General features: G+C 57.1%; 18 protein-coding genes. 13 read left to right on the top strand and 5 right to left on the bottom strand.

What is annotated here, in order from left to right:
* Nucleotide 1 precedes the first annotated feature (1 nt).
* From ACR0AH_RS10175 to ACR0AH_RS10160, 4 genes are all read left to right on the top strand, one after another.
* A complete protein-coding gene (locus tag ACR0AH_RS10175; RefSeq protein ID WP_480591813.1) occupies nt 2–2,311 on the top strand; it encodes a type I secretion system permease/ATPase in 2,310 nt (769 codons plus the stop codon).
* Nucleotides 2,312–2,314: 3 nt separating this feature from the next.
* A complete protein-coding gene (locus ACR0AH_RS10170; protein WP_170391969.1) occupies nt 2,315–3,655 on the top strand; it encodes an HlyD family type I secretion periplasmic adaptor subunit in 1,341 nt (446 codons plus the stop codon).
* A gap of 72 nt (nt 3,656–3,727) precedes the next feature.
* A complete protein-coding gene (locus ACR0AH_RS10165; RefSeq protein ID WP_170391967.1) occupies nt 3,728–4,120 on the top strand; it encodes a rhodanese-like domain-containing protein in 393 nt (130 codons plus the stop codon).
* An 83-nt stretch (nt 4,121–4,203) separates the two neighbouring features.
* Nucleotides 4,204–4,389, top strand: coding sequence for a hypothetical protein (locus tag ACR0AH_RS10160; protein ID WP_480591810.1), 186 nt, complete (start codon nt 4,204–4,206; stop codon nt 4,387–4,389).
* Here ACR0AH_RS10160 and ACR0AH_RS10155 read toward each other — a convergent pair whose 3' ends face one another.
* Complete coding sequence (locus tag ACR0AH_RS10155; protein WP_480591807.1) at nt 4,390–5,148, bottom strand: alpha/beta fold hydrolase; 759 nt, start codon at nt 5,146–5,148, stop codon at nt 4,390–4,392.
* Nucleotides 5,149–5,237: 89 nt separating this feature from the next.
* Between ACR0AH_RS10155 and ACR0AH_RS10150 the strand changes: the two genes are divergently transcribed.
* Nucleotides 5,238–5,612 (top strand): hypothetical protein, encoded by a 375-nt coding sequence (locus ACR0AH_RS10150; RefSeq protein ID WP_170391953.1) that lies wholly within the window; start codon nt 5,238–5,240, stop codon nt 5,610–5,612.
* A gap of 69 nt (nt 5,613–5,681) precedes the next feature.
* Here ACR0AH_RS10150 and glyA read toward each other — a convergent pair whose 3' ends face one another.
* Entirely contained in the window at nt 5,682–6,977 is a 1,296-nt protein-coding gene (gene glyA, locus ACR0AH_RS10145) for a serine hydroxymethyltransferase (protein WP_170732898.1), read from the bottom strand.
* A 168-nt stretch (nt 6,978–7,145) separates the two neighbouring features.
* Here glyA and ACR0AH_RS10140 point away from each other — a divergent pair, with 168 nt between their 5' ends.
* Entirely contained in the window at nt 7,146–7,907 is a 762-nt protein-coding gene (locus ACR0AH_RS10140; protein WP_170391948.1) for an NAD kinase, read from the top strand.
* A gap of 271 nt (nt 7,908–8,178) precedes the next feature.
* Here the strand turns inward: ACR0AH_RS10140 and ACR0AH_RS10135 are convergent, their stop codons facing one another.
* The 3 genes from ACR0AH_RS10135 to ACR0AH_RS10125 all read right to left on the bottom strand — a co-directional run bounded on the left by ACR0AH_RS10135 (nt 8,179) and on the right by ACR0AH_RS10125 (nt 14,249).
* Nucleotides 8,179–9,618: an amidase family protein gene (locus ACR0AH_RS10135; RefSeq protein ID WP_480591804.1), complete on the bottom strand. Its 1,440-nt coding sequence runs from the start codon at nt 9,616–9,618 to the stop codon at nt 8,179–8,181.
* A gap of 180 nt (nt 9,619–9,798) precedes the next feature.
* The gene (prpE, locus tag ACR0AH_RS10130) at nt 9,799–11,688 is read right to left on the bottom strand and encodes a propionate-CoA ligase PrpE (RefSeq protein WP_170732896.1); all 1,890 of its coding nucleotides are present in this window, start codon (nt 11,686–11,688) and stop codon (nt 9,799–9,801) included.
* 287 nt (nt 11,689–11,975) lie between these two features.
* On the bottom strand, nt 11,976–14,249 hold the full coding sequence (locus ACR0AH_RS10125) for an NADP-dependent malic enzyme (RefSeq protein WP_170401318.1): 2,274 nt from the start codon (nt 14,247–14,249) through the stop codon (nt 11,976–11,978).
* A 196-nt stretch (nt 14,250–14,445) separates the two neighbouring features.
* On the opposite strand from ACR0AH_RS10125, the gene ACR0AH_RS10120 reads away from it, so the two are divergent.
* The 7 genes from ACR0AH_RS10120 (at nt 14,446) to upp (ending at nt 20,845) form a co-directional block, all read left to right on the top strand.
* Nucleotides 14,446–15,150 carry a hypothetical protein gene (locus tag ACR0AH_RS10120; protein WP_480591801.1) on the top strand — a complete coding sequence of 235 codons (705 nt, stop codon included), beginning with the start codon at nt 14,446–14,448 and terminating at the stop codon, nt 15,148–15,150.
* On the top strand, nt 15,113–16,216 hold the full coding sequence (locus ACR0AH_RS10115) for a cupin domain-containing protein (RefSeq protein WP_480591798.1): 1,104 nt from the start codon (nt 15,113–15,115) through the stop codon (nt 16,214–16,216). Before ACR0AH_RS10120 ends, ACR0AH_RS10115 begins: the two co-directional genes overlap by 38 nt.
* Nucleotides 16,217–16,320: 104 nt before the next feature.
* Entirely contained in the window at nt 16,321–16,713 is a 393-nt protein-coding gene (locus ACR0AH_RS10110) for a cytidine deaminase (RefSeq protein WP_170391936.1), read from the top strand.
* Between the two features lie 4 nt (nt 16,714–16,717).
* Nucleotides 16,718–18,025, top strand: a complete 1,308-nt coding sequence (locus ACR0AH_RS10105) for a thymidine phosphorylase (RefSeq protein WP_170733100.1) — start codon at nt 16,718–16,720, stop codon at nt 18,023–18,025.
* On the top strand, nt 18,022–19,233 hold the full coding sequence (locus tag ACR0AH_RS10100) for a phosphopentomutase (protein ID WP_170732892.1): 1,212 nt from the start codon (nt 18,022–18,024) through the stop codon (nt 19,231–19,233). The genes ACR0AH_RS10105 and ACR0AH_RS10100 overlap by 4 nt, the downstream gene beginning before the upstream one ends.
* On the top strand, nt 19,230–20,216 hold the full coding sequence (locus ACR0AH_RS10095; protein ID WP_170732891.1) for an adenosine deaminase: 987 nt from the start codon (nt 19,230–19,232) through the stop codon (nt 20,214–20,216). The genes ACR0AH_RS10100 and ACR0AH_RS10095 overlap by 4 nt, the downstream gene beginning before the upstream one ends.
* Nucleotides 20,213–20,845, top strand: coding sequence for a uracil phosphoribosyltransferase (upp, locus tag ACR0AH_RS10090; RefSeq protein WP_480591795.1), 633 nt, complete (start codon nt 20,213–20,215; stop codon nt 20,843–20,845). The genes ACR0AH_RS10095 and upp overlap by 4 nt, the downstream gene beginning before the upstream one ends.
* Nucleotides 20,846–20,848: the final 3 nt, after the last annotated feature.

Genomic DNA, 20,848 nt, shown 5'->3' with positions numbered 1-20,848 from the left:
TATGTCGATCGTTTTTTCGTCGCGCCGCACCCGTTTTGCAAGTCCGTTGGACCGGCACGGAGGCGGAGGCCCATTGACCCTTGAACCCCGAGATCGGGTAGCAAAACCAAATGAAAGTAAACTTGCAAAAACAGCGTCCCGTCTGCGTTTGACAAGCGAAATGCAGTTGGCGGATTCTGAACCCGAACCGGATACCTTGGATGCAAGTGACACCTCGGTTGCAAAACCCGTGAAACGTTCGCGGCAACAATCAGAAGCGCCTCAGGCGACGACACAACCGGATGATCCGGGGCAGACCCAGGCAGAGCAGTTGGATCAAACATCACAACCGCGCGCTGACTCTCCCCTTCGGCGCGCGTCGTCGCGGCCTGCGCAAGATAAGGATCCTGCGGGTGGCGACACTGGGGTGGCCGATACCGAAGCCCCCGATTGTGAAACCGCCGACCAATCGACTGGGCGCATGACCCCCTCTGCGCCGTCGGATGGTACAGACCGCATGGGCACCACGATCGAGGCCAAGGCCAACCAACCCTTGCTGCGCCCGGGGACGGGTGGTGGCGATGGCAAGGGGCCACCCCAAACATTCCACAAACGCACGCCGCCTGAGGATTTCCAGAAGACGCTGCGCACCTCACTGCGCGCGATCTGGCGCAATCTGGCTTTCGTGCTGGTGCTGACCTGCGCGACCAACGTCCTGATCCTTGCGATCCCGATTTATCTGTTTCAGATCAGCGACCGGGTTCTGACCAGTCGCTCGCTGGATACGCTGATCATGCTGACGGCAATCGTTGCCGGAGCCGTAATATTTCAATCAGCCTTTGATGCCGTTCGGCGGTTCATGCTGATGCGCACAGCGGTCGAGGTGGCTGCCCGTCTTGGTGCCCCGGTTCTCAGCGCCGCCGCTCATGCCTCGCTGCACGGCAATGGGCGCGAATATCAGACTCTTGGGGATCTGCAACAGGTGCGGGGCTTTCTGGTCTCGGGCACTCTGATCTCATTTCTGGATGTTCCATTTGCGCCGCTATTCATACTGATGATTTTTCTAGTGCACCCGCAACTTGGCATGATTGTGGTGACGACCGCTGTGATCCTGATGATTATCGCGCTGATCAACCAGAAAATGACCGCCAAGCCCTTTGCAAAGGCCAACCAGGCGCAATCCCTGGCGAACCAGCATCTGGATTCAATGTCGCGCAACAGTCAGATCATCAACGCTTTAGCGATGATCCCCGAGGCAGTGCGCATCTGGGGGCGTGACACCGCACAATCGCTGACATGGCAGGTCAAGGCGCAGGATCGTAACGTGATCTTCGCGGCCATTTCACGTGCCGTCCGTCTTTTGACGCAGATCGGCATTCTGGGCTGGGGCGCCTTTCTGGCCCTTCAAGGTGAAATTACCGGCGGTATGGTCATCGCCGCCTCGATCATCGCTGGGCGGGCTTTTGCGCCGATCGAAGGCTCGATTGAGGGTTGGAATACTTTCCTGCTGACGCGCGGCGCTTTTGGGCGGATCAAGGCTCTGCTGTCGAACTCGGCCCTGCAATATGAAAAACTGCGCCTACCACGGCCTGAGGGGCGGTTGGATGTCGAACGCCTGCTATATGTCCCAGGCGGCACCAAGCGGGTGGTTCTGAACGGGATTACCTTTGCGCTGAACCCGGGTGAAACTCTGGCGATCATCGGGAATTCAGGCGCGGGGAAAACGACGCTTGGCAAAACGCTGGTGGGGTCGATCCTGCCGACCTCGGGCAGTGTGCGGCTGGACCTGATGGATATCCGCAACTGGGATCCCCGTCAGTTTGGCGAAAATATTGGCTATCTGCCGCAAGACGTACAGCTATTCCCCGGCAGCATCAAAGACAATATTGGCCGGATGCGTGCCGATGCCACGGATGAGCAGATCCACGATGCCGCCGTTTTGGCCGACGTGCATAACATGATCGCAACGCTGCCGCAGGGGTATGAGACTGTTGTGGCCGCCGACGGCTCACCTCTCTCAGGTGGCCAGAAGCAGCGTATTGCTTTGGCGCGTGCCTTCTTCGGCAACCCGCGTTTGGTTGTTCTGGATGAACCGAACTCGAACCTCGACGTGGCGGGTGACAAGGCGCTTGCGCGTGCGATTGAGCAAGCAAAGGAAAGCAAGATCACCGTTGTGGTGATTACGCAAAAGCCGACTCTGTTGAATGTTGTCGACAAGATCATGCTGCTGACCGATGGGCGCGTGGCGCTGTTCGGGCAGCGCGAACAGGTGCTGGAACAGCTCAACGGGCCGCGCCAGCAACCGCCCGAAATACAGGGCAAGGGGGATTAAGTGATGAACGACGTGGCACGCACCGATGAAGGCGGTCTTTGGTACTCTGAGGTTCCGCGCTCGATCACCAAATTCATCGTGATTGGCTTTATCATGCTTATTGTCTGTTTTGGCGGCTTTGGCGTCTGGTCCTTCCGTGCACCTCTGGCCGCTGCAGTCATCGCGCAAGGCAGCTTTGTCGCGACCGGTCGCAACAAGATCGTGCAGCATTTGGAAGGCGGTATCATCGAGAACATACTGGTCTCGGAAGGTGAATCTGTTCAAGCCGGACAGATCATGATGACTTTGGATCAGACCTCGGCCGAGGCGAGTGAACGCGAATTGTTCATTCGCAAACTTCGCCTTCAGGCCATGACCGAACGGTTGCTGGCTGAGCATAGCGAACAGGAAACCCTCGTGTTTTCGCCCGGATTGATCGAAGCATCGGACGACGTCGAGGTCATGACGATCCTCGACAATCAGAAACTCAGCTTTGATGTATCGCGCAAGACACTGCTGAACGATATTGCTTTGCTGCAGCGCAACATGGAGGCGTTGAAAATTCGTGCGTCAGGATTTGAAGCACAATTGGTCAGCATGGAAAGGCGATCAGAGATTCTCGAGGAAGAATACGAGACCAAATATTCGTTGTTTGAAAAAGGATTAGTGCGCAAAGGTGATCTGAATACGATCCGCCGGGTGCAGGCCGAAGCCGAAGGTCAACTGGCGCGTCTGCGCGCTGAAACGGCTGAGGTAAACCAGATGCTGCTGAAGTATGAAGAGCAGATTCTGCGCACCCGCTCAGCCTACCGCGAGGCTGCGCTGGACGAGTTGGGCGTGATTGAAGCCGATCTTGAAAGTGTGCGTGAAAAAGCCCGTCAGGCCCGTAGCGTTCTGGCCCGTGCCGTTGTGCGTGCACCGGTGACAGGCACAGTGGTGCGACTTCATCACCACACGCCGGGCGGGGTGATCGAAACTGGCGAACAGATTGCTGAGATTCTGCCCGCCGATGCGCCATTGATCATCGAAGCGCAGATCCCGCGTACCGAGATCGACAGCGTGGTCACCGGGCAGATCGCGACGGTGCGCCTAGTCGCGCTCAATCAACGGACAACCCCAGTGCTTGAGGGCGAGGTCTATTACGTCTCGGCTGACTCGCTTGTCGAGGATTCTGCCGGTATGCCGCAAGAGGTCTATCTGGCGCGCATTTCTCTGACCACGGAAGAGATGGGTCGCGTGCGGGGCTTCGTGCCGACACCCGGAATGCCCGCCGAGATCATGATCCAGACCGAGGAACGCACCTTTGCGGCCTATATCGCCAAGCCGGTGGTTGACAGTATGTCGCGTGCTTTCCGCGAACATTAAGGGTCTGAACGTCTACACCTTCAATTTTCTGCATGTTAGCCTTGCACGGATTCATTTCCTGGAGGGGCGCAAATGCCATTGACGGTCAAAGACATGATGCAAGCTGCAAACGCGGTGGTTGAGCGTATCGACGCCAGCCGGGCCAAAGAACTGATCGGGCAGGGTGCCTTGTTGTTGGATATTCGCGATGCGCCTGAACTGGAAAGGACAGGGCGCGCGGTCGGTGCGCATCATATCCCGCGCGGTATGCTGGAGTTTCGGGCCGACCCCGAGTTGCCTTCCCATGATGCAGAACTGCGCAGGGATCGGGTGATCATCCTGCATTGTGCGTCTGGCGGAAGGGCAGCGCTGGCTGGAAAACTGCTTAAGGAAATGGGATATTTACACGTCTACAATCTGGGTGGCTTTGCGGATTGGGTGAATGGCGGTGGTGAGGCGACCGGGCCCATGGATCGCGGGATGTAGCTACATATCTGACCCAAATCAAAGTCACACATATTCCGTTGCTGTAATGTAAAGGCCAGAAGCTTAAACACAGGATACTGGCCATGATACGCCTAGCAGCCACGCTTTATTCTTTGATCGCCACAGCCATCGCGGGTTCTGCCGTGATTGCGGTCCTAGCGGTTGGAATGGTGACCTGGATGGCCATCGTTTCCGCCGCAGCAGCAGGGGCGGTTGTTGCCGCGCCGGTGTCGTGGCTGGTGGCAAAACGCCTGTATCAAAGCGCTTGATTAAGCGTTCAAGAAGGTCCTGACTGCAGCTTCGAATTCGCGGGGTTTCTCGGCGTGCAGCCAGTGCCCCGCACCGGGAATTTTGGCGAAGCGAGCTGCAGGAAACAGGGTGCGAATCTGCTCTCGGTATTCGGGCTGCACATAATCTGATGCTGCGCCGGACAGGAACAGAGCGGGGCCGTCCCAATGGGTCGAAATCTCGGGGAAGCCCATGATCTTTGGCATTTCGCTGGCCAGTACATCTAGGTTCAGCCGCCAGCGGCTTCCCTCAACATCCAAAGACTGCGTAAAAAAGCTCTGCAGCGCCTTTTCGACGCCCAGATCGGCCAGCTGTGCTTCGGCATCTGAACGACGCTGAACGCGGGACATATCTACCGCCCGCATTGCCTCGATGAATTGAATCTGGCTGTGGCTGTATGCCACTGGTGCGATGTCTGCGACGACCAGCTTGCGCACCAGATCGCCATATTCCAGCGCCAGCACCATCGAAGCTTTTCCACCCATGGAATGCCCGACGATATCGGCGATGCCGCCAACGCTGTCGATGACCTTTGCCAGATCATGCGCCAAATCTAGGTAGCCATGCTGAGCATCCCAAAAGCTGTAGGCGTGATTGCGCATATCGACGGCAATCACCTGTCTTTCGTCCGACAGTCGCCGCGCAATGACTCCCCAGTTGCGCGCCGAACCATAGAGGCCATGCGCTATCAGCAGGGGCGGATGATCAGTCGGGTCGCCATGGATGATCGTATTCAGCATGCTTCTGTGATACGCGTCACCGCGCGGAACAACCAGCCCCATTGTCGCCGGTGTGACGCGCGGCTACATTGTCCCGTCAGGAGGCGCCAATGACGCAGGAAATCGATATCCAGACCCGGATCGCAGAGACCATTCGGTTGCTGCGTAAAAAGCTTGGCGTGAAAGACAAGACCCTGATTGCCTCGGTCCGTCGCGCGAAGCGGCGTTTGCCGCGCAAGGTCTATAAACAGGCCTTGGTTCTGGCAGAGGCCGAGCAGATGGCCGAGCATCCCAAACTGCGGATGGTTTTGGATATGCCCCGGCTCGAAAAAGCGTCGGACGAGGTGCAAGGCCACCTGAACGCGATCAATCTGGCAGATCGACGTTGGGGATGGTTCCTGAGCTTTCTTGGCTCGCTTGCGTTGGGCCTGATCGTGTTGGCGGCGTTGGCTGTATTCGTACTACGATGGCGCGGGTATATCTGAACGCTGCACGCCTCAAAGAAAAACGGCGCCGATCAGGGCGCCGTTTTCTGTTCTAAGATCCGTATTGGATCAGAGATTCGGATAAAGCGGGTAGCGCGCGCAAAGTTCGGCGACTTCGGCTTTAACTTTGGCTTCGACCGCACCGTTTCCGTCTTCGCCATTTGCGGCCAGACCGTCGACCACTTCGATGATCCAGTCTGCGATCTGGCGGAACTCGGCCTCACCAAAACCGCGGGTGGTTCCGGCGGGCGAGCCCAGACGGATACCGCTGGTGATCGTCGGCTTTTCGGGGTCGAACGGCACACCGTTCTTGTTGCAGGTGATATGTGCCCGCCCCAAAGCTTTCTCGGTTGCGTTGCCTTTAACGCCTTTGGGGCGCAGGTCGACAAGAACCACATGGGTATCGGTGCCGTGGGTCACAGTGTCCAGGCCACCCTTGATCAGCTGATCTGAAAGGGCCTGCGCATTCACAACGACCTGCTTGATATAGTCCTTGAACTCAGGACGCAGTGCCTCGCCAAAGGCAACGGCCTTGCCAGCAATCACATGCATCAGCGGGCCACCCTGAATGCCCGGGAAGATGGCCGAGTTTACCTTTTTGGCAATCGCTTCATCATTGGTCAGGATCATGCCGCCGCGCGGGCCGCGCAGGGTTTTATGCGTGGTGGTGGTGGCCACATGCGCATGCGGGAAGGGCGAAGGGTGCGCGCCTGCGGCAACCAGACCGGCGATATGGGCCATATCCACATGCAGATAGGCGTCGACCATATCGGCGATTTCACGCATGCGGGCAAAATCGATGACGCGCGGGATGGCCGAGCCTCCGGCGATGATCAGCTTGGGGTTATGTTCCTTTGCCAGCGCTTCGATCTGATCATAGTCGATCAGGTTGTCCTGCTTGCGCACGCCATAATGTACCGCGTTGAACCACTTGCCTGACTGGTTCGGCGCCGCACCATGGGTCAGGTGACCACCTGCATCCAGCGACATTCCTAGAATGGTGTCACCGGGCTTGATCAGCGCCTGAAATACACCTTGGTTCGCCTGCGATCCCGAATTCGGTTGGACGTTGGCAAACTCACACCCAAACAACTGCTTGGCACGGTCGATAGCCAGGTTCTCGGCAATGTCGACGAACTGACAACCGCCATAGTACCGGCGGCCCGGATAACCTTCAGCATATTTGTTGGTCATGACCGAGCCCTGCGCCTCCATCACGGCGGCAGAGACGATGTTCTCCGAGGCGATCAGTTCGATCTCGTCGCGCTGGCGGCCCAATTCAGATGTGATCGAGCCGAACAGCTCGGGGTCACGATCCGCGAGGGACTGGGTGAAAAATCCGTTGTCACGAAGATTGGCGTTCATGTGCGCTCCGCATGGCTGGGGTGTATCTGGCGGATTTCCTATCGGAAACGACGTGTGTCAGAAAGGTTGTAAAGCGACGAAATGGCCCTCTATGGCGTCAACTCTGGCCTATTGCGGAAAGGTATGTTTGTTTCGGAACCAAATGTGCAGCACTGGAAACTATAAAACATGACAAAGAGAATCGCCTTTCTGGCCAGCGATGCCAAGGTTGCGCAGACCGCCCGGGATGCGCTTGTCGCGCGCTACGGAAATGCAGCGCCGAGAGACGCAGATGTTGTGGTGGCGCTGGGTGGTGATGGCTTCATGCTTCAGACGTTGCAGGGCGTCCAGCACTTGGACAAGCCGGTTTACGGAATGAATCGCGGTACCATCGGGTTTCTGATGAACGAATATGCCGAAGTTGATCTGATGGCCCGGCTAGCAGAGGCAGAGGAAGAAGTCATCAATCCACTGGCGATGACTGCAATGGACCAGGCGGGCCAAAAGCACCAAGCACTTGCAATCAACGAGATTTCGCTGCTTCGCGCGGGGCCGCAGGCAGCGCGGCTGCGGATCAGCGTGGATGGGCGGGTACGTATGGCCGAACTCGTGTGTGATGGTGCATTGCTTGCCACGCCGGCGGGTTCAACCGCATATAACTATTCCGCTCACGGACCCATTGTACCCATTGGCGCGGACGTTCTGGCATTGACGCCAATCGCCGCGTTTCGCCCCCGGCGGTGGCGTGGCGCCTTGCTGCCGAAAGTTGCGAAAGTCAGATTCGATGTGATCGAGGCTGACAAACGCCCGGTTATCGTTGCGGCCGACTCCATATCGTTTCCGGATATCGATTGGGTCGAGATCAGGTCTGAGATTGCGATCCAGCATCGTATTTTATTTGACCCTGGCCACGGCCTGGAAGAACGGTTGATCTCTGAACAATTTACTTAAATCTCAGCGTGTTGATCATTTTTCCACCGCTTGTGTGAACCAGTTCACATGCAATGCGATAAGGGTTTGTTAACTTCAAGTTGCCCGGAGAACACGCCGAGGTGGAAGTGAGTGGCCATCTAAAGGTGTTTTCGAATGGTTGCGCAGTTTTCGCGCTGGCGAGGGTGGGTGGTGCTACGCTCGTCATCTTAATCCGGGCATATTTTAGTATGCGGACCCCGGGACAAAATCCCGGGGTCTATTTCATTTGTGAGGCCTGAGTGACGATGTCTCAGGTTTGCGCGCTCATTCGATCCCACAGAATCGGAGCCATCTGCCCCACACGCGCTTCGATCGCGACCACTGCATCCACCGCCATATCCTCACGCCAGCGTCGAGCAGCAATCTGAACATTGATCGGTTGCGGCCCATTCGGCAATTCGGCCAAGCGTGCGGGAACGCTGGCGGCGGGCAGCCCGAGGAAATTCATCGCATAAGAATAGACCGCGCATCCTAACACCTCATGAACGCCTTCCGCACCTTCGGTATCGCGATCAGGTTTAAAGAACGGCTGCGGCAGGAATGGAGACAGGACCAAAGGATATTTCTGCATGAATAGCGACCATTGGCGCGCATAATGGCTGCGTTGCGCCAACGCCTGAATCAGTTCGTCGCCTACGATCGGAGGAAACTCCTGAAAATAAACCTCGAAAATATCACGGATGGTTTGAGACCCGGCTGCCTCGATATCGTTTTTCATCAACGTCAGCACTTCACCCATCAGCGCGCGATAGCCGATGCGCCCGCATTCGAACACATCCGGCGGATCAATGTCTTCAACTATATATCCGGCATCTACCAGCGCCTCCCGAGCAGTACTTAGCGCTTTGTCCACTTCGGGATGCAAAGCGTATTCGAACGTATTTTTAGTGAACGCAACTTTGATTGGGACGTCCGGCCCCGCGCCGCGCCAAGGCATTGGCACATGGAAGGGGTCGCGGGCGTCCGGGGCGATCAGGCTGGGCATCGAAAGGTGCAGGTCCTTTGCGCTTCTTGTGATCAAGCCCTGTACCGACATCGATTGTGCCAGCATCCCGCGTTCCACCTTCTGGCTGGGGTTCCAGGCCGGTACGCGGCCCAGCCCCGGTTTCACTGTAACCGCACCATTGGCTGCAGCAGGGAACCGCAAGCTACCTCCGATATCGTTGCCATGAGCCAGTGCGCCGATGCCCGCCATGACCGCAGCCCCCGCGCCCCCGGACGACCCACCGGGCGAGATATGGCGGCCCCAAGGATTGTGCGTGCGCCCATGAAGTGGATTATCCGTGTCAGCGCGGAACGAGAATTCGGGCGTGTTGGTCCGCCCGATGACAATGGCCCCCGCATTGTGCAAGTTTAAAACCACCGGGGCGTCATCAGGGGCAATGACATCCTTCAAGGCAACCACACCATTTGTAGTGGCATGGTTCTTCTGGTCGACATTCACTTTTATGGTCACGGGTACCCCGTGCAGCGGCCCAACCGAGGCACTATTGCGGCGCGCCTTATCAAGCGCAGATGCACGCTCTAACGCTTCTGTGCCCAGATCGTCCACGACAGCATTCAGCGAGGGATTTACCTGATGCATCCGCTCCAATGCATCACTGATCACCTCTTCTGCGCTCAACTCGCCAGCTTGGGTCAGCGCAGCCAATTCTGTTGCATCAAAACGCCAGATATCGCCCTGTGTCATGCTCGTCCTCCTCACCTCAAACTGAGGTGAGGAGGACCCAATGACAAGCCCCGCAATCGCAAAACGGATCCAACCTTCATCTGGCCAAAAATATCTCGGAGCGCGAGGCAGAGCCTCGCACACGCGCGACAGCGCAAATCGATTGCGCCGTAAGGCGCTCCGCTTGATCGTACCGTGAAATTACTGCGCGTAGCCGATAGTTTGCAGGGCCACCGTGATCTCGTCCAGAATTGCTGGGTCATCGATTGTGGCAGGCATTTTATACGCCTTCCCATCCGCGATCGACACCATCGTACCACGCAGGATCTTGCCCGAGCGTGTCTTGGGCAGACGATCCACCACCACTGCTTTCTTGAACGCAGCGACTGGGCCGATTTTGTCACGAACCATCTGGACCACATCGGTTACCACCTCCGCGTGATTCCGGTCGGATCCGGCATTCAGGCACAGGAAACCTACGGGCATCTGGCCTTTCAGTTGATCAGAAACCCCAATCACGGCGCATTCTGCCACATCGGGGTGGGCGGCCAACACCTCTTCCATCCCGCCCGTCGAAAGTCGGTGCCCGGCGACGTTGATCACGTCATCGGTACGGGCCATGATATAGAGATACCCATCTTCGTCGATCATGCCCGCATCACCGGTTTCGTAATAGCCGGGAAAATGCTCAAGGTAGGATTTTCTGAAGCGCGCCTCAGCATTCCATAGGTTTGGCAATGTGCCTGGCGGAAGCGGAAGTTTGACTGCGATCGCGCCCAACTCGCCCGGTTTCATAGGATGGCCGCCTTCGTCCAGGATCTGAACGTCATAGCCCGGCATAGGCTTGGCAGGTGATCCCAGCTTGACCGGAAGCTCTTCGATTCCGAGCGGGTTGCCAGCGATGGTCCAGCCAGTTTCGGTTTGCCACCAATGGTCGATGACCGGAACTTTCAGCGCATCCTGCGCCCAGATGATCGTATCTGGATCAGCCCTCTCTCCTGCAAGATACAGAGCCTTAAGGCAGGATAGATCGTAATTCGCCATCAATTCTGCATTTGGGTCTTCGCGTTTTACGGCACGAATGGCAGTTGGGGCAGTGAAGAAGCTTTTGACCTTGTGTTCGGATATCACGCGCCAGAAAGTTCCGGCGTCAGGTGTTCCGACGGGCTTGCCCTCAAAAACAATCGTCGTGTTGCCGTGGATCAGCGGGGCATAACAGATATAGGAATGGCCAACGACCCAGCCGACATCCGAAGCCGCCCAGAACACATCTCCCGGATCGACATTGTAGATGTTTTTCATCGTCCAGTTCAGCGCGACCAGATGGCCGGCAGTCGGGCGCACGACGCCTTTGGGCGCACCAGTGGTGCCGGATGTATAGAGGATATAGGCTGGATCATTGCCGCTGACTGGTACACATTCTGCGGGCTCCGTACCGTATTGGAATCCGTGCCAGTTGACGTCGCGACCCTCGATTAGTTGTGCGACTTCCTGCTCGCGCTGGAATATTACGCAAAACTCGGGTTTGTGGGTGGCCAGATCGATCGCGCCATCCAGCAGAGGTTTGTAGTGCACAACGCGTCCCGGCTCCATCCCGCATGAGGCAGCGATGATCGCCTTGGGTTTCGCATCGTCGATACGTACGGCCAGTTCGTTGCTGGCAAAGCCGCCGAATACCACTGAATGCACTGCTCCTAGCCGGGCGCAAGCCAGCATTGCCTCCAGCGCTTCGGGGATCATAGGCATGTAGATGATGACGCGGTCACCTTTCTCAATACCTTTTGCACGGAGCGCGCCAGCCAGATTAGCAACCCGATTGCGCAACTCGACGTATGAGATTTCGCGTTTGGTATGAGTAATGGGGCTGTCATAGATGATCGCGGTTTGCTCACCACGACCATTTTCCACATGGCGATCAACCGCGTTCCAGCACGTATTTACCTTGGCATCACTGAACCATTCGTAAAGAGGCGCATTGTCGTCAAACAGAGCTTTTCTGGGCGCTTGAACCCAATCGATCCCCTTGGCTGCATCCATCCAGAATGCTTCGGGGTCGTTCTTCCAGCTCTCGTAGACGTCCTGATATGCCATAATGGCCTCCTCCCAAATTCCTTGTGCTATGTGTTAGGCATCGTGGATGTTTCGAGCAAGCGATGCGCATAACGGCGCGTCAGTTTATCGCAAAATCTTTGCAGAACCTTGCAGTTTGGCTTGCAAATTTTTGCAAATCCTCTGATCTGAGCAGACTTCTGAGCGTCATATGTAAGGATTTGCAAATCTGCAAATTTATTGCTGCAAATGTGCTGGCGCTAAAAGAATCAAACCGGGCACCTAATCTGGTGCCCGGTCATGTATACGTAATGATATTGGCGCTGGGCTTATCCGTAGTGCGCGACTGGCGTACCTGCGATGGCCGCCATGTTCAGCAGTCCCCTGGCCGTAATCGAGGGCGTTACGATATGCGCCTTGTTTCCCATTCCCATGAGGATTGGACCTACCTCAAGCCCGTCCGCTTTCATCTTCAGGATATTGCGCACACCGCTTGCCGCATCCGCATGGGCGAAGATCAGGACATTTGCAGAGCCTTCCAAACGCGAGTTCGGGAAGATACGTGCACGCAATTCAGGATCCAAAGCCAGATCAAGGTTCATCTCGCCTTCATAGCTGAAGTCGCGTGGCTCGGAATCGAGAATTTCAAGCGCAGCCCGCAGCCGCTTGCCTGATCCCTCGGCCTGATTGCCGAATTGCGATTGCGAACAAAATGCGATCTTGGGTTCCAACCCGAACCGCCGCACGTGACGAGCAGCTCCAATGGTGGATTCGGCAAGTTCTTCTGGTGTCGGCAATTGTCTTACATGCGTGTCTGCAATGAACAGAGGGCCATCTTCCAGAATCATCAGCGAAAGCGCGCCATGCGGGCGCAAATCGCCATCATCCAGAACCTGTTCGACATAGTTAAGATGCCAGCGATACTCACCAAAAGTGCCACAGATCATGCTGTCTGCCTCACCGCGATGCACCATGATTGCTGCAATCGCGGTATTGTTGGTCCGCATGATGGCTTTGGCCAGATCCGGAGTGACCCCCCGACGCTGCATTATTTGATGGTACGAATTCCAATAATCGTAGTAACGGGGATCGTCCTGAGGGTTCACGATTTGAAAATCCTGCCCCGGTCGTACTGTCAGGCCCAGCCTTTCGCACCGTGCGCTGATCACGTCCGGTCGCCCGATCAGGATCGGGGTTTCTGTGGTTTCTTCCAATATCGCTTGCGCAGCCCTTAAAACACGTTCGTCTTCGCCTTCTGCGAAGACAATTCTACGCGATGCGACGGCTGCGGCTTCGAACACTGGCCGCATCAGCAGCGCAGATTTGAACACGGTCTGGTTCAGGCGTTCTTTATAGGCTTCAAGATCATCAATGGGTCGTTTTGCGACCCCGCTCTTCATAGCAGCCTGTGCTACCGATGAGGAAACGACCCCAACGAGGCGCGGGTCGAAGGGTTTTGGGATCAGGTAATCTGGACCAAAAGTCAGCTGCTCACCCTTATAGGCCGCCGCGGCTTCGGCGCTGGTCGTCGCGCGAGCCATGTCGGCGATGCCGTCGACGCAGGCGATCTGCATCTCGTCGTTGATTTCAGTCGCGCCTACGTCCAGGGCGCCTCGGAAGATAAACGGGAAGCACAACACATTGTTCACTTGGTTCGGAAAATCGCTGCGACCGGTTGCAATGATCGCGTCAGGGGCAACTTCGCGCGCCGCCTGTGGCAGGATTTCCGGAGTTGGGTTGGCCAGCGCAAAGATGATCGGGGTCTTGGCCATCTTCTCGACCATCTCAGGCTTGAGCACATTTGGTCCGCTCAGCCCCAGAAACAGATCGGCACCTCCGATCACATCATCCAGAGTGCGCAGATCGGTTTTCTGCGCGAACTGATCCTTGTGCGGGTTCATATCCTCGGCGCGACCTTCATAGACCAACCCGTGAATGTCACAGAGCCAGATATTCTCGCGTTTGACGCCGAGCTTCACCAACATGCTGAGGCAGGCGATCCCGGCAGCACCGCCGCCGGTCGAAACTACTTTGATATCCTCGAAGCTCTTTCCTGCCACATACAGGGCGTTCTTCGCTGCGGCACCAACAACGATTGCCGTGCCGTGCTGATCGTCATGAAACACCGGGATGTTCATCCGTTCCCGGCACAGTTTTTCGACAATAAAACAATCCGGTGCCTTGATATCTTCAAGGTTGATCGCGCCAAATGTGGGCTCCAGAGCACAGACGATATCTGCCAGCTTTTCTGGGTCAGGCTGATCCACCTCGATATCAAAGCAATCGATGCCTGCGAACTTTTTGAACAGGACGGCCTTGCCTTCCATCACCGGTTTCGAGGCCAATGCGCCTATATTCCCAAGGCCCAGAACTGCGGTGCCGTTTGACACAACTGCAACAAGATTGCCGCGGGCCGTGTATTTCTCAGCATTGGCGGCGTTGTCCTTTATCTCAAGACTGGCTTCGGCGACGCCTGGCGAATATGCCCGCGCAAGGTCCCGACCATTTGCCATTGGTTTGGTTGCCTTGATCTCAAGCTTTCCGGGCTTTGGATGCGCATGATAGTCAAGCGCGGCCTGTCTCAGGTTCGGTGTGTCAGACATCGGTAATACAACTCCGTTCCAATATTCGTTTGATGGTTAAACTATTTCTCAGCGCTTGGCTATGTCGCCTCGGACCGAAGTCAGAGACAGGTCTCACGGATACGTTAACGAAACGTTGGTTGAGAGTTGCTGCATCGTTTTTATGTACAGCCAATTCCGGGGAACCTGACGGACACCAGAAGCGGCGGACCTTATCATGCGTCATGAAGACAAAGCTTGTGCTAGTGCGCAATTTGCCAACCCTTCAATCAGGATTGGTGCCAATCGGAATGTCTTCTTTGTTGTGCTTGTTTCGGCGGTTTCATTTCTTTTTGTGGTTATGATTTGGCCCGAAGCGGCTGCGGCTTTCAACCAAGAAGGTGGGTTGATTGAGACGATATCGGCCACTGCGTTACTGGTTTCCGGGCTGGTCGCGTTGACGCGTTTCCGAGGCATCTCGCGGCTGTATATCGGATTGGTCTGCCTGCTGTTGGCCGAGCGCGAATTGGAGGCAGAGGTGTACACAGAAGGCAGCGCGCCTTTCGTGGTGCTAAACTGGATTGATTTATTGCTTGATGTGACTGCAGTAAGGATCGCTTTGGCTGCGATCGTCATTGGTGGATTGCTCTGGAATGGGATACCGAACGGAATTAAGGCACTTAAGATCCGCGCGCCTTTTTTGATGATTTTTTTCCTGGCCGGAAGTGTTGCGGTGCTGGCTCAGCTTCTTGAGGAAATCAGCGGATTGTTCGACGAATACCTTTCGGTTGCGATGGCTACACGTTTGTTCGTGATGGAAGAAACGCTGGAGATGTACTTTTCGATTGGCATTTTGGCTGCTGTTCTGATCGGATGGCCAAAACCAAAATCCGAAGAGAAACAGAATGACCAGCAATACCGGCGACTCCCTCACGCGCGCTGAAATCCGACTGCCGACGCAGGAACTGCGCAACGATATCCCGTTTTATACCAAGGTACTGGGGATGCGGATGGATATGATCTATCCGGCAGATGACCCTCGGGTTGCCGTGTTCTCTGGTCACGGTCTGCGCTTGCGGGTCGAGAAAGATGCAGCTGAAGCGGCGGGAACGTTGCGCATTCTGACATCCGATCCAGAGGGTTTTGCAGAAGGTCAAAGAAGTCTTGTAGCCCCAAACGGCACCCGGATCGAGATTGACGAGTTGAACCCGCCGCTGGTCATGCCGGATACGGTCCACTCTTTTGTTGTCCGTAGGCTCATGGATCAGGCGCCGTGGATCATTGGACGGGCAGGGATGCACTATCGCGATCTCGTGCCGGACCGGCTGGGCGGATCGATTATCGCCAGCCATATACGTATCCCAGATGGTGGTCCTGTGCCCGATATGGTGCATTTCCACAAAGTCGGATTTCAGCTGATCTTCTGCATCCACGGCTGGGTCGATGTGGTCTACGAAGATCAGGGCGACAAGATGCGCCTGACGGCAGGCGATTGCTTTATTCAGCCGCCTGAAATCCGCCACCGCGTGCTGGAAGCGTCAGACAACGTTCAGGTGATCGAGATTGGTGTCCCAGCCGAGCATGTCACGGAGATTGATCATGAGATGGAACTGCCCACACCGCATTTCCGCCCGGATCGGGAATGGGATGGGCAGCGGTTCGTTTACAATCAGGCGAACGGGGCAGAATGGGTGCCATTCCGTTTGCCCGGTTACATCTGTCGTGACACGACGATTGCCGAGAATACCAAAGGCGTGGCGGGCGTTCAGGTCGTGCGCCGGGGCGAGGGTAACCCTCAATGGGCCAGCCACGACACCGACATACACTTTACCTTCGTGATAACCGGCGAGGTGACACTTGAGGGTGAAGGGCGCGAGCCCTATCAGTTGGAACAGGGCGATGCCTTCGTCATCCCGCCGGGAATGCGAACGCGGCTGTCGGAGCCCTCGCAGGATGTGGAACTGCTTGAGGTGACTTTGCCGGGGACCTTCAACACGACGTTGGGTTAGGGCCATGAAGAAGTGGATAATGGCGTCAAGGGGGCTTCAATTCCCCCGTCGCTTTCCAGTAGGGTATGATATTCTGACCAGATGATCAAAAATTGGGATTCGCCATGTCTTTGAAAGATGCAGCTTTGGCCGTTCGGGAAAATGCCCACGCGCCTTATTCGAATTTCAAGGTCGGGGCGGCGATCCGGTCCAGTTCAGGTGTGATCTATTTTGGCTGCAATGTCGAAAATATTGCTTACCCCGAAGGTACGTGCGCCGAGGCCGGGGCAATCGCGGCAATGGTCGCCGCTGGTGAAAAAGAACTGACCGAGGTCTACGTGGTCGCCAGCAGCCCGCAGCCGGTGCCCCCATGTGGTGGATGCCGTCAGAAACTGGCCGAATTCGGCAATGGGGATGTGGTCGTTACGATGGCGACGGTTGATGGTCTGGAAACCAAAACCACGATTGCCGATCTATTGCCCGGTGCGTTCGACGCGTCGCATATGGAGGATGTCTGACTTCATGGATGCGCGCTCGATCATCGCCAAACTTCGCCGTCAGGAAGTACCAACTGGCGACGAACTAATGTGGTTCGCGCAAGGCCTGGCCGATGGTGGCGTCAGTGACGCGCAGGCCGGGGCCTTTGCGATGGCTGTCTGTATGGGCGGTCTGGGGGCCAATGGGCGGGCTGATCTGACTGTTGCCATGCGCGACAGCGGCGAGGTGCTGACGTGGGATTTGGACGGGCCGGTGGTCGATAAACATTCGACCGGTGGCATTGGCGATTGCGTCAGCCTGCTGCTTGCCCCGGCTTTGGCGGAATGCGGGGCGTATGTGCCGATGATCTCGGGGCGTGGTCTGGGCCATACCGGGGGCACTCTGGACAAGCTCGAGGCCATACCGGGAGTGACCACTCAGATCGGGCAGGCGCGACTGACGCAAGTGCTGAAAGACACAGGGGCAGCCATCGTGGGGGCAACGGGCCAGATCGCCCCTGCGGACAAGCGGCTGTATGCGGTGCGCGATGTGACGGCGACGGTGGAGAGCCTTGACCTGATTACGGCATCAATCCTGTCCAAGAAGCTGGCGGCTAGCCCGGATGCGTTGGTTCTGGACGTTAAGGTGGGCAGCGGCGCGTTCATGAAGACACTCGATGAGGCACGCAATTTGGCGCAGGCCTTGACCGAAACAGCTAATGCCGCTGGTTGCCGGACTTCCGCCGTGATCACCGACATGAGTCAGCCCCTTGCGTCCGCGCTGGGCAACGCGCTGGAGGTGGCTGAGGTGATGAAGGCGCTAACCAGCGGGCAGGGATCGCCTTTGGCGGAAATCTCGGCCGAGTTGGGGGGCGTTCTCATGGCGGATGCCGGTATGTGCGCTACGGCAGAGGAAGGGAACGCCAGAATAACCCAAGTGATCCGCGACGGCCGTGCAGCCGAACGGTTCGGACGCATGATGGCTGCCGTGGGTGGACCGGTGCATTTCGTTGACACATGGGATCGGTTTTTGCCGGAGGCCAATGTGATCCGGGAAGTTCACGCTCCGCATGGCGGATATGTCTCGTCTATTGATGGCGAGGCGCTGGGCCTCGCGGTTGTGGCCCTAGGCGGTGGGCGCCAGATCGAGAGCGATGAGATTGATCCGGCGGTTGGCCTGTCGGGCATTCTGAGGGTCGGGGATAAGGTGACCAAAGGCGCTCCGTTGGCGGTTGTTCATGCGGGGCGGGAAGATGCGGCGCAAAGGGCTGCGGCGGTGGTATTGGATGCTATTTCGCTGAGTGACGAACCGGTCGCGCAACCGCCGCAAATCCACGAAAGGATCTGCGCATGAGCCGCGCTTTCCTTGTGGTAATGGACTCGGTTGGTATCGGCGGCGCGCCGGATGCCGATCAGTTTTACAACGGCACCAAACCCGATACAGGCGCGAATACATTGGCTCACATAGCACAAGCTTGTGCCGAGGGGCGCGCGGAAGAAGGGCGGAGCGGACCGTTGCAACTGCCCAACCTGGATGCCTTGGGGCTGGGGGCGGCGACCCGTCTGGCCTCGGGCGCACCGACGCCGGGCCTTGAGGCTGCGCCCACGGGGCTTTGGGGTTGCGCCCGTGAACACTCACCCGGCAAGGATACGCCTTCGGGGCATTGGGAACTGGCAGGTTTGCCAGTGCCATGGGATTGGCACTATTTCCCGGACACCCGACCCGCATTTCCCGAAACCCTAAGTATAGCCGCTGCCAAGGCCGCAGGGACCGACGGTATTTTGGGCAATCGCCATGCCTCGGGGACGACGATCATCTCGGAACTGGGGGCCGAGCATATACGTACCGGCTGGCCGATCTGCTACACGTCTGCCGATAGCGTATTCCAGATTGCCGCCCATGAAGACAGCTTTGGGCTCGACCGCCTGCTGGATATGTGCCGCACCCTTGCGCCGCGATTGCACGAGATGAAAGTGGGCCGCGTTATCGCCCGGCCGTTTGTCGGAACGCCCGAAAAGGGGTTCACCCGGACAACCAACCGCAAGGATTTTGCCATCGTTCCACCTGAACCCGTTCTTACGAATTGGGCACAGGATGCCGGTCGCCGTGTGCATGCGGTGGGCAAGATTGGCGATATATTTTCAATGCAGGGGATCGACACGCTGCGAAAGGGTTCGGACGCAGAGTTGATGCACCACCTTTCGGACCTCGTTGATGAGGCGGAAGAGGGCAGTCTGACATTTGCAAACTTTGTCGAGTTCGACAGTCTGTATGGCCATCGGCGCGATATCAGCGGCTATGCCCGTGCGCTGGAATGGTTCGATCGTGAAATTGGCGCGATCCTACAAAAACTGCGCCCCGGTGATCTGATGCTATTGACCGCAGACCACGGCAACGACCCCAGTTGGAGCGGCACTGACCACACCCGTGAACAAGTGCCCGTGCTGATCGCAGGGCAGGGCATGGGCGAGATCGGTCCCGTGAACTTTGCCGATATCGCCGCCAGTATCGCGCACCACCTGAACATACCGGTGCAAGGGCCGGGAAGGACTTTTATATGACAGTCGCTGACCTGCCTAAGATCGAATTACATTTGCACCATGAAGGCGCCGCTCCGCCTAGCTTCATACGCCAACTGGCCCATGAGAAACGAGTGGACCTGAGCGGGATATTCAAACCCGACGGCTCTTATGATTTCCGCGACTTTGCCCATTTCCTTAGCGTTTATGAGGCTGCGTGCGAGGTGCTGAAAACGCCCGAAGATTTCCGCCGCCTGACGCTGGCAATTCTGGAAGAGAGCGCCGCGAATGGTGTGGTGTATTCCGAAACATTCCTTAGCCCGGATTTCTGCGGCGGTGGCGATTTGCATGCATGGAAGGATTACCTGACTGCGATTCAGGACGCCGCAGACGAGGCCGAGCGCAAATTCGGGATCACCCTGCGTGGTGTCATCACTTGCGTGCGCCATTTTGGACCCGAGCAAGCCAAGGCCAGCGCTCATTGTGCGGCTGAAACCGCAGGTGACTGGATTACCGGATTTGGAATGGGCGGCAACGAATCCGTCGGAACGCAGGGCGATTTCAAATGGGCCTTTGACTGCGCGCGCGAGGCTGGGTTGCGATTGACGACCCATGCCGGTGAATTTGGCGGTCCAGAGAGTGTTCGGGATGCCGTCCGTGATCTGGGGGTCGAGCGCGTAGGCCATGGCGTCCGCGCCATCGAAGACCCGGATCTTGTGTACGAGTTAGTTGATCGGGGCACTACGCTTGAGGTCTGCCCTGGTTCAAACGTGGTCCTGGGACTGTTTCCTGATTTTGCCGCCCATCCCATCGCGAAATTGCGTGATGCAGGCGTCAACGTCACGGTATCCACTGACGATCCGCCGTTTTTTCATACCACGATGCGGCGCGAATATGAGATGCTGAATGCAGCGTTCGGCTGGCAAGCCGAAGATTTTGCTGCCCTGAATGAAACAGCCCTGAACGCGGCCTTTTGCGATGAAGAGACCCGCGCGCGGGTCAAGAAAAGACTGGAGACATCATGAGCGATCACCTGACCGTCGTCGACCACCCATTGGTGCAGCACAAATTGACGCTCATGCGGGACAAAGGCACCTCAACCGCAGTGTTCCGGCAGTTGCTGCGCGAGATCACGCTTTTGCTGGCTTATGAGGTCACCCGCGAGATGCCGCTGACCACCCGCCATATCGAAACCCCGATGGAAGAAATGGACGCACCCATTCTGGCGGGCAAGAAACTGGCGCTGGTATCGATCCTGCGGGCCGGAAACGGGATGCTGGACGGCGTGCTGGAGCTTATCCCCTCTGCCCGAGTGGGGTTCGTGGGGCTTTATCGGGATGAAGAGACGCTAAAGCCGGTCCAATACTATTTCAAAGCTCCCGAGGGTTTGACGGACCGTTTGGTCATTGCTGTTGATCCGATGCTGGCAACCGGCAACAGCTCGGCTGCGGCCATTGATTTGCTGAAAAAGCAGGGGGCGAAAGATATCCGCTTTCTATGCCTGCTGGCTGCCCCCGAGGGCGTCGCGCGCATGAAAGAGGCGCACCCAGATGTCAAAATCGTCACGGCCGCGCTGGATCGTGAGCTGAACTCAAAGGGTTACATTATGCCTGGACTAGGTGACGCTGGCGACCGGATGTTCGGGACCAAATAGGTG

Source organism: Ruegeria sp. AM5 (assembly GCF_056540645.1).
The sequence above is the reverse complement of the archived record's forward strand: the minus strand, read 5'-3'. Positions and strand labels throughout refer to the sequence as shown.

Coding starts and splice junctions, on each gene's coding strand:
- ACR0AH_RS10175 (WP_480591813.1), top strand. CDS start 2: ATGTCGATCGTTTTTTCGTCGCGCCGCACCCGTTTTGCAAGTCCGTTG.
- ACR0AH_RS10170 (WP_170391969.1), top strand. CDS start 2,315: ATGAACGACGTGGCACGCACCGATGAAGGCGGTCTTTGGTACTCTGAG.
- ACR0AH_RS10165 (WP_170391967.1), top strand. CDS start 3,728: ATGCCATTGACGGTCAAAGACATGATGCAAGCTGCAAACGCGGTGGTT.
- ACR0AH_RS10160 (WP_480591810.1), top strand. CDS start 4,204: ATGATACGCCTAGCAGCCACGCTTTATTCTTTGATCGCCACAGCCATC.
- ACR0AH_RS10155 (WP_480591807.1), bottom strand. CDS start 5,148: ATGCTGAATACGATCATCCATGGCGACCCGACTGATCATCCGCCCCTG.
- ACR0AH_RS10150 (WP_170391953.1), top strand. CDS start 5,238: ATGACGCAGGAAATCGATATCCAGACCCGGATCGCAGAGACCATTCGG.
- glyA (WP_170732898.1), bottom strand. CDS start 6,977: ATGAACGCCAATCTTCGTGACAACGGATTTTTCACCCAGTCCCTCGCG.
- ACR0AH_RS10140 (WP_170391948.1), top strand. CDS start 7,146: ATGACAAAGAGAATCGCCTTTCTGGCCAGCGATGCCAAGGTTGCGCAG.
- ACR0AH_RS10135 (WP_480591804.1), bottom strand. CDS start 9,618: ATGACACAGGGCGATATCTGGCGTTTTGATGCAACAGAATTGGCTGCG.
- prpE (WP_170732896.1), bottom strand. CDS start 11,688: ATGGCATATCAGGACGTCTACGAGAGCTGGAAGAACGACCCCGAAGCA.
- ACR0AH_RS10125 (WP_170401318.1), bottom strand. CDS start 14,249: ATGTCTGACACACCGAACCTGAGACAGGCCGCGCTTGACTATCATGCG.
- ACR0AH_RS10120 (WP_480591801.1), top strand. CDS start 14,446: ATGCGTCATGAAGACAAAGCTTGTGCTAGTGCGCAATTTGCCAACCCT.
- ACR0AH_RS10115 (WP_480591798.1), top strand. CDS start 15,113: ATGACCAGCAATACCGGCGACTCCCTCACGCGCGCTGAAATCCGACTG.
- ACR0AH_RS10110 (WP_170391936.1), top strand. CDS start 16,321: ATGTCTTTGAAAGATGCAGCTTTGGCCGTTCGGGAAAATGCCCACGCG.
- ACR0AH_RS10105 (WP_170733100.1), top strand. CDS start 16,718: ATGGATGCGCGCTCGATCATCGCCAAACTTCGCCGTCAGGAAGTACCA.
- ACR0AH_RS10100 (WP_170732892.1), top strand. CDS start 18,022: ATGAGCCGCGCTTTCCTTGTGGTAATGGACTCGGTTGGTATCGGCGGC.
- ACR0AH_RS10095 (WP_170732891.1), top strand. CDS start 19,230: ATGACAGTCGCTGACCTGCCTAAGATCGAATTACATTTGCACCATGAA.
- upp (WP_480591795.1), top strand. CDS start 20,213: ATGAGCGATCACCTGACCGTCGTCGACCACCCATTGGTGCAGCACAAA.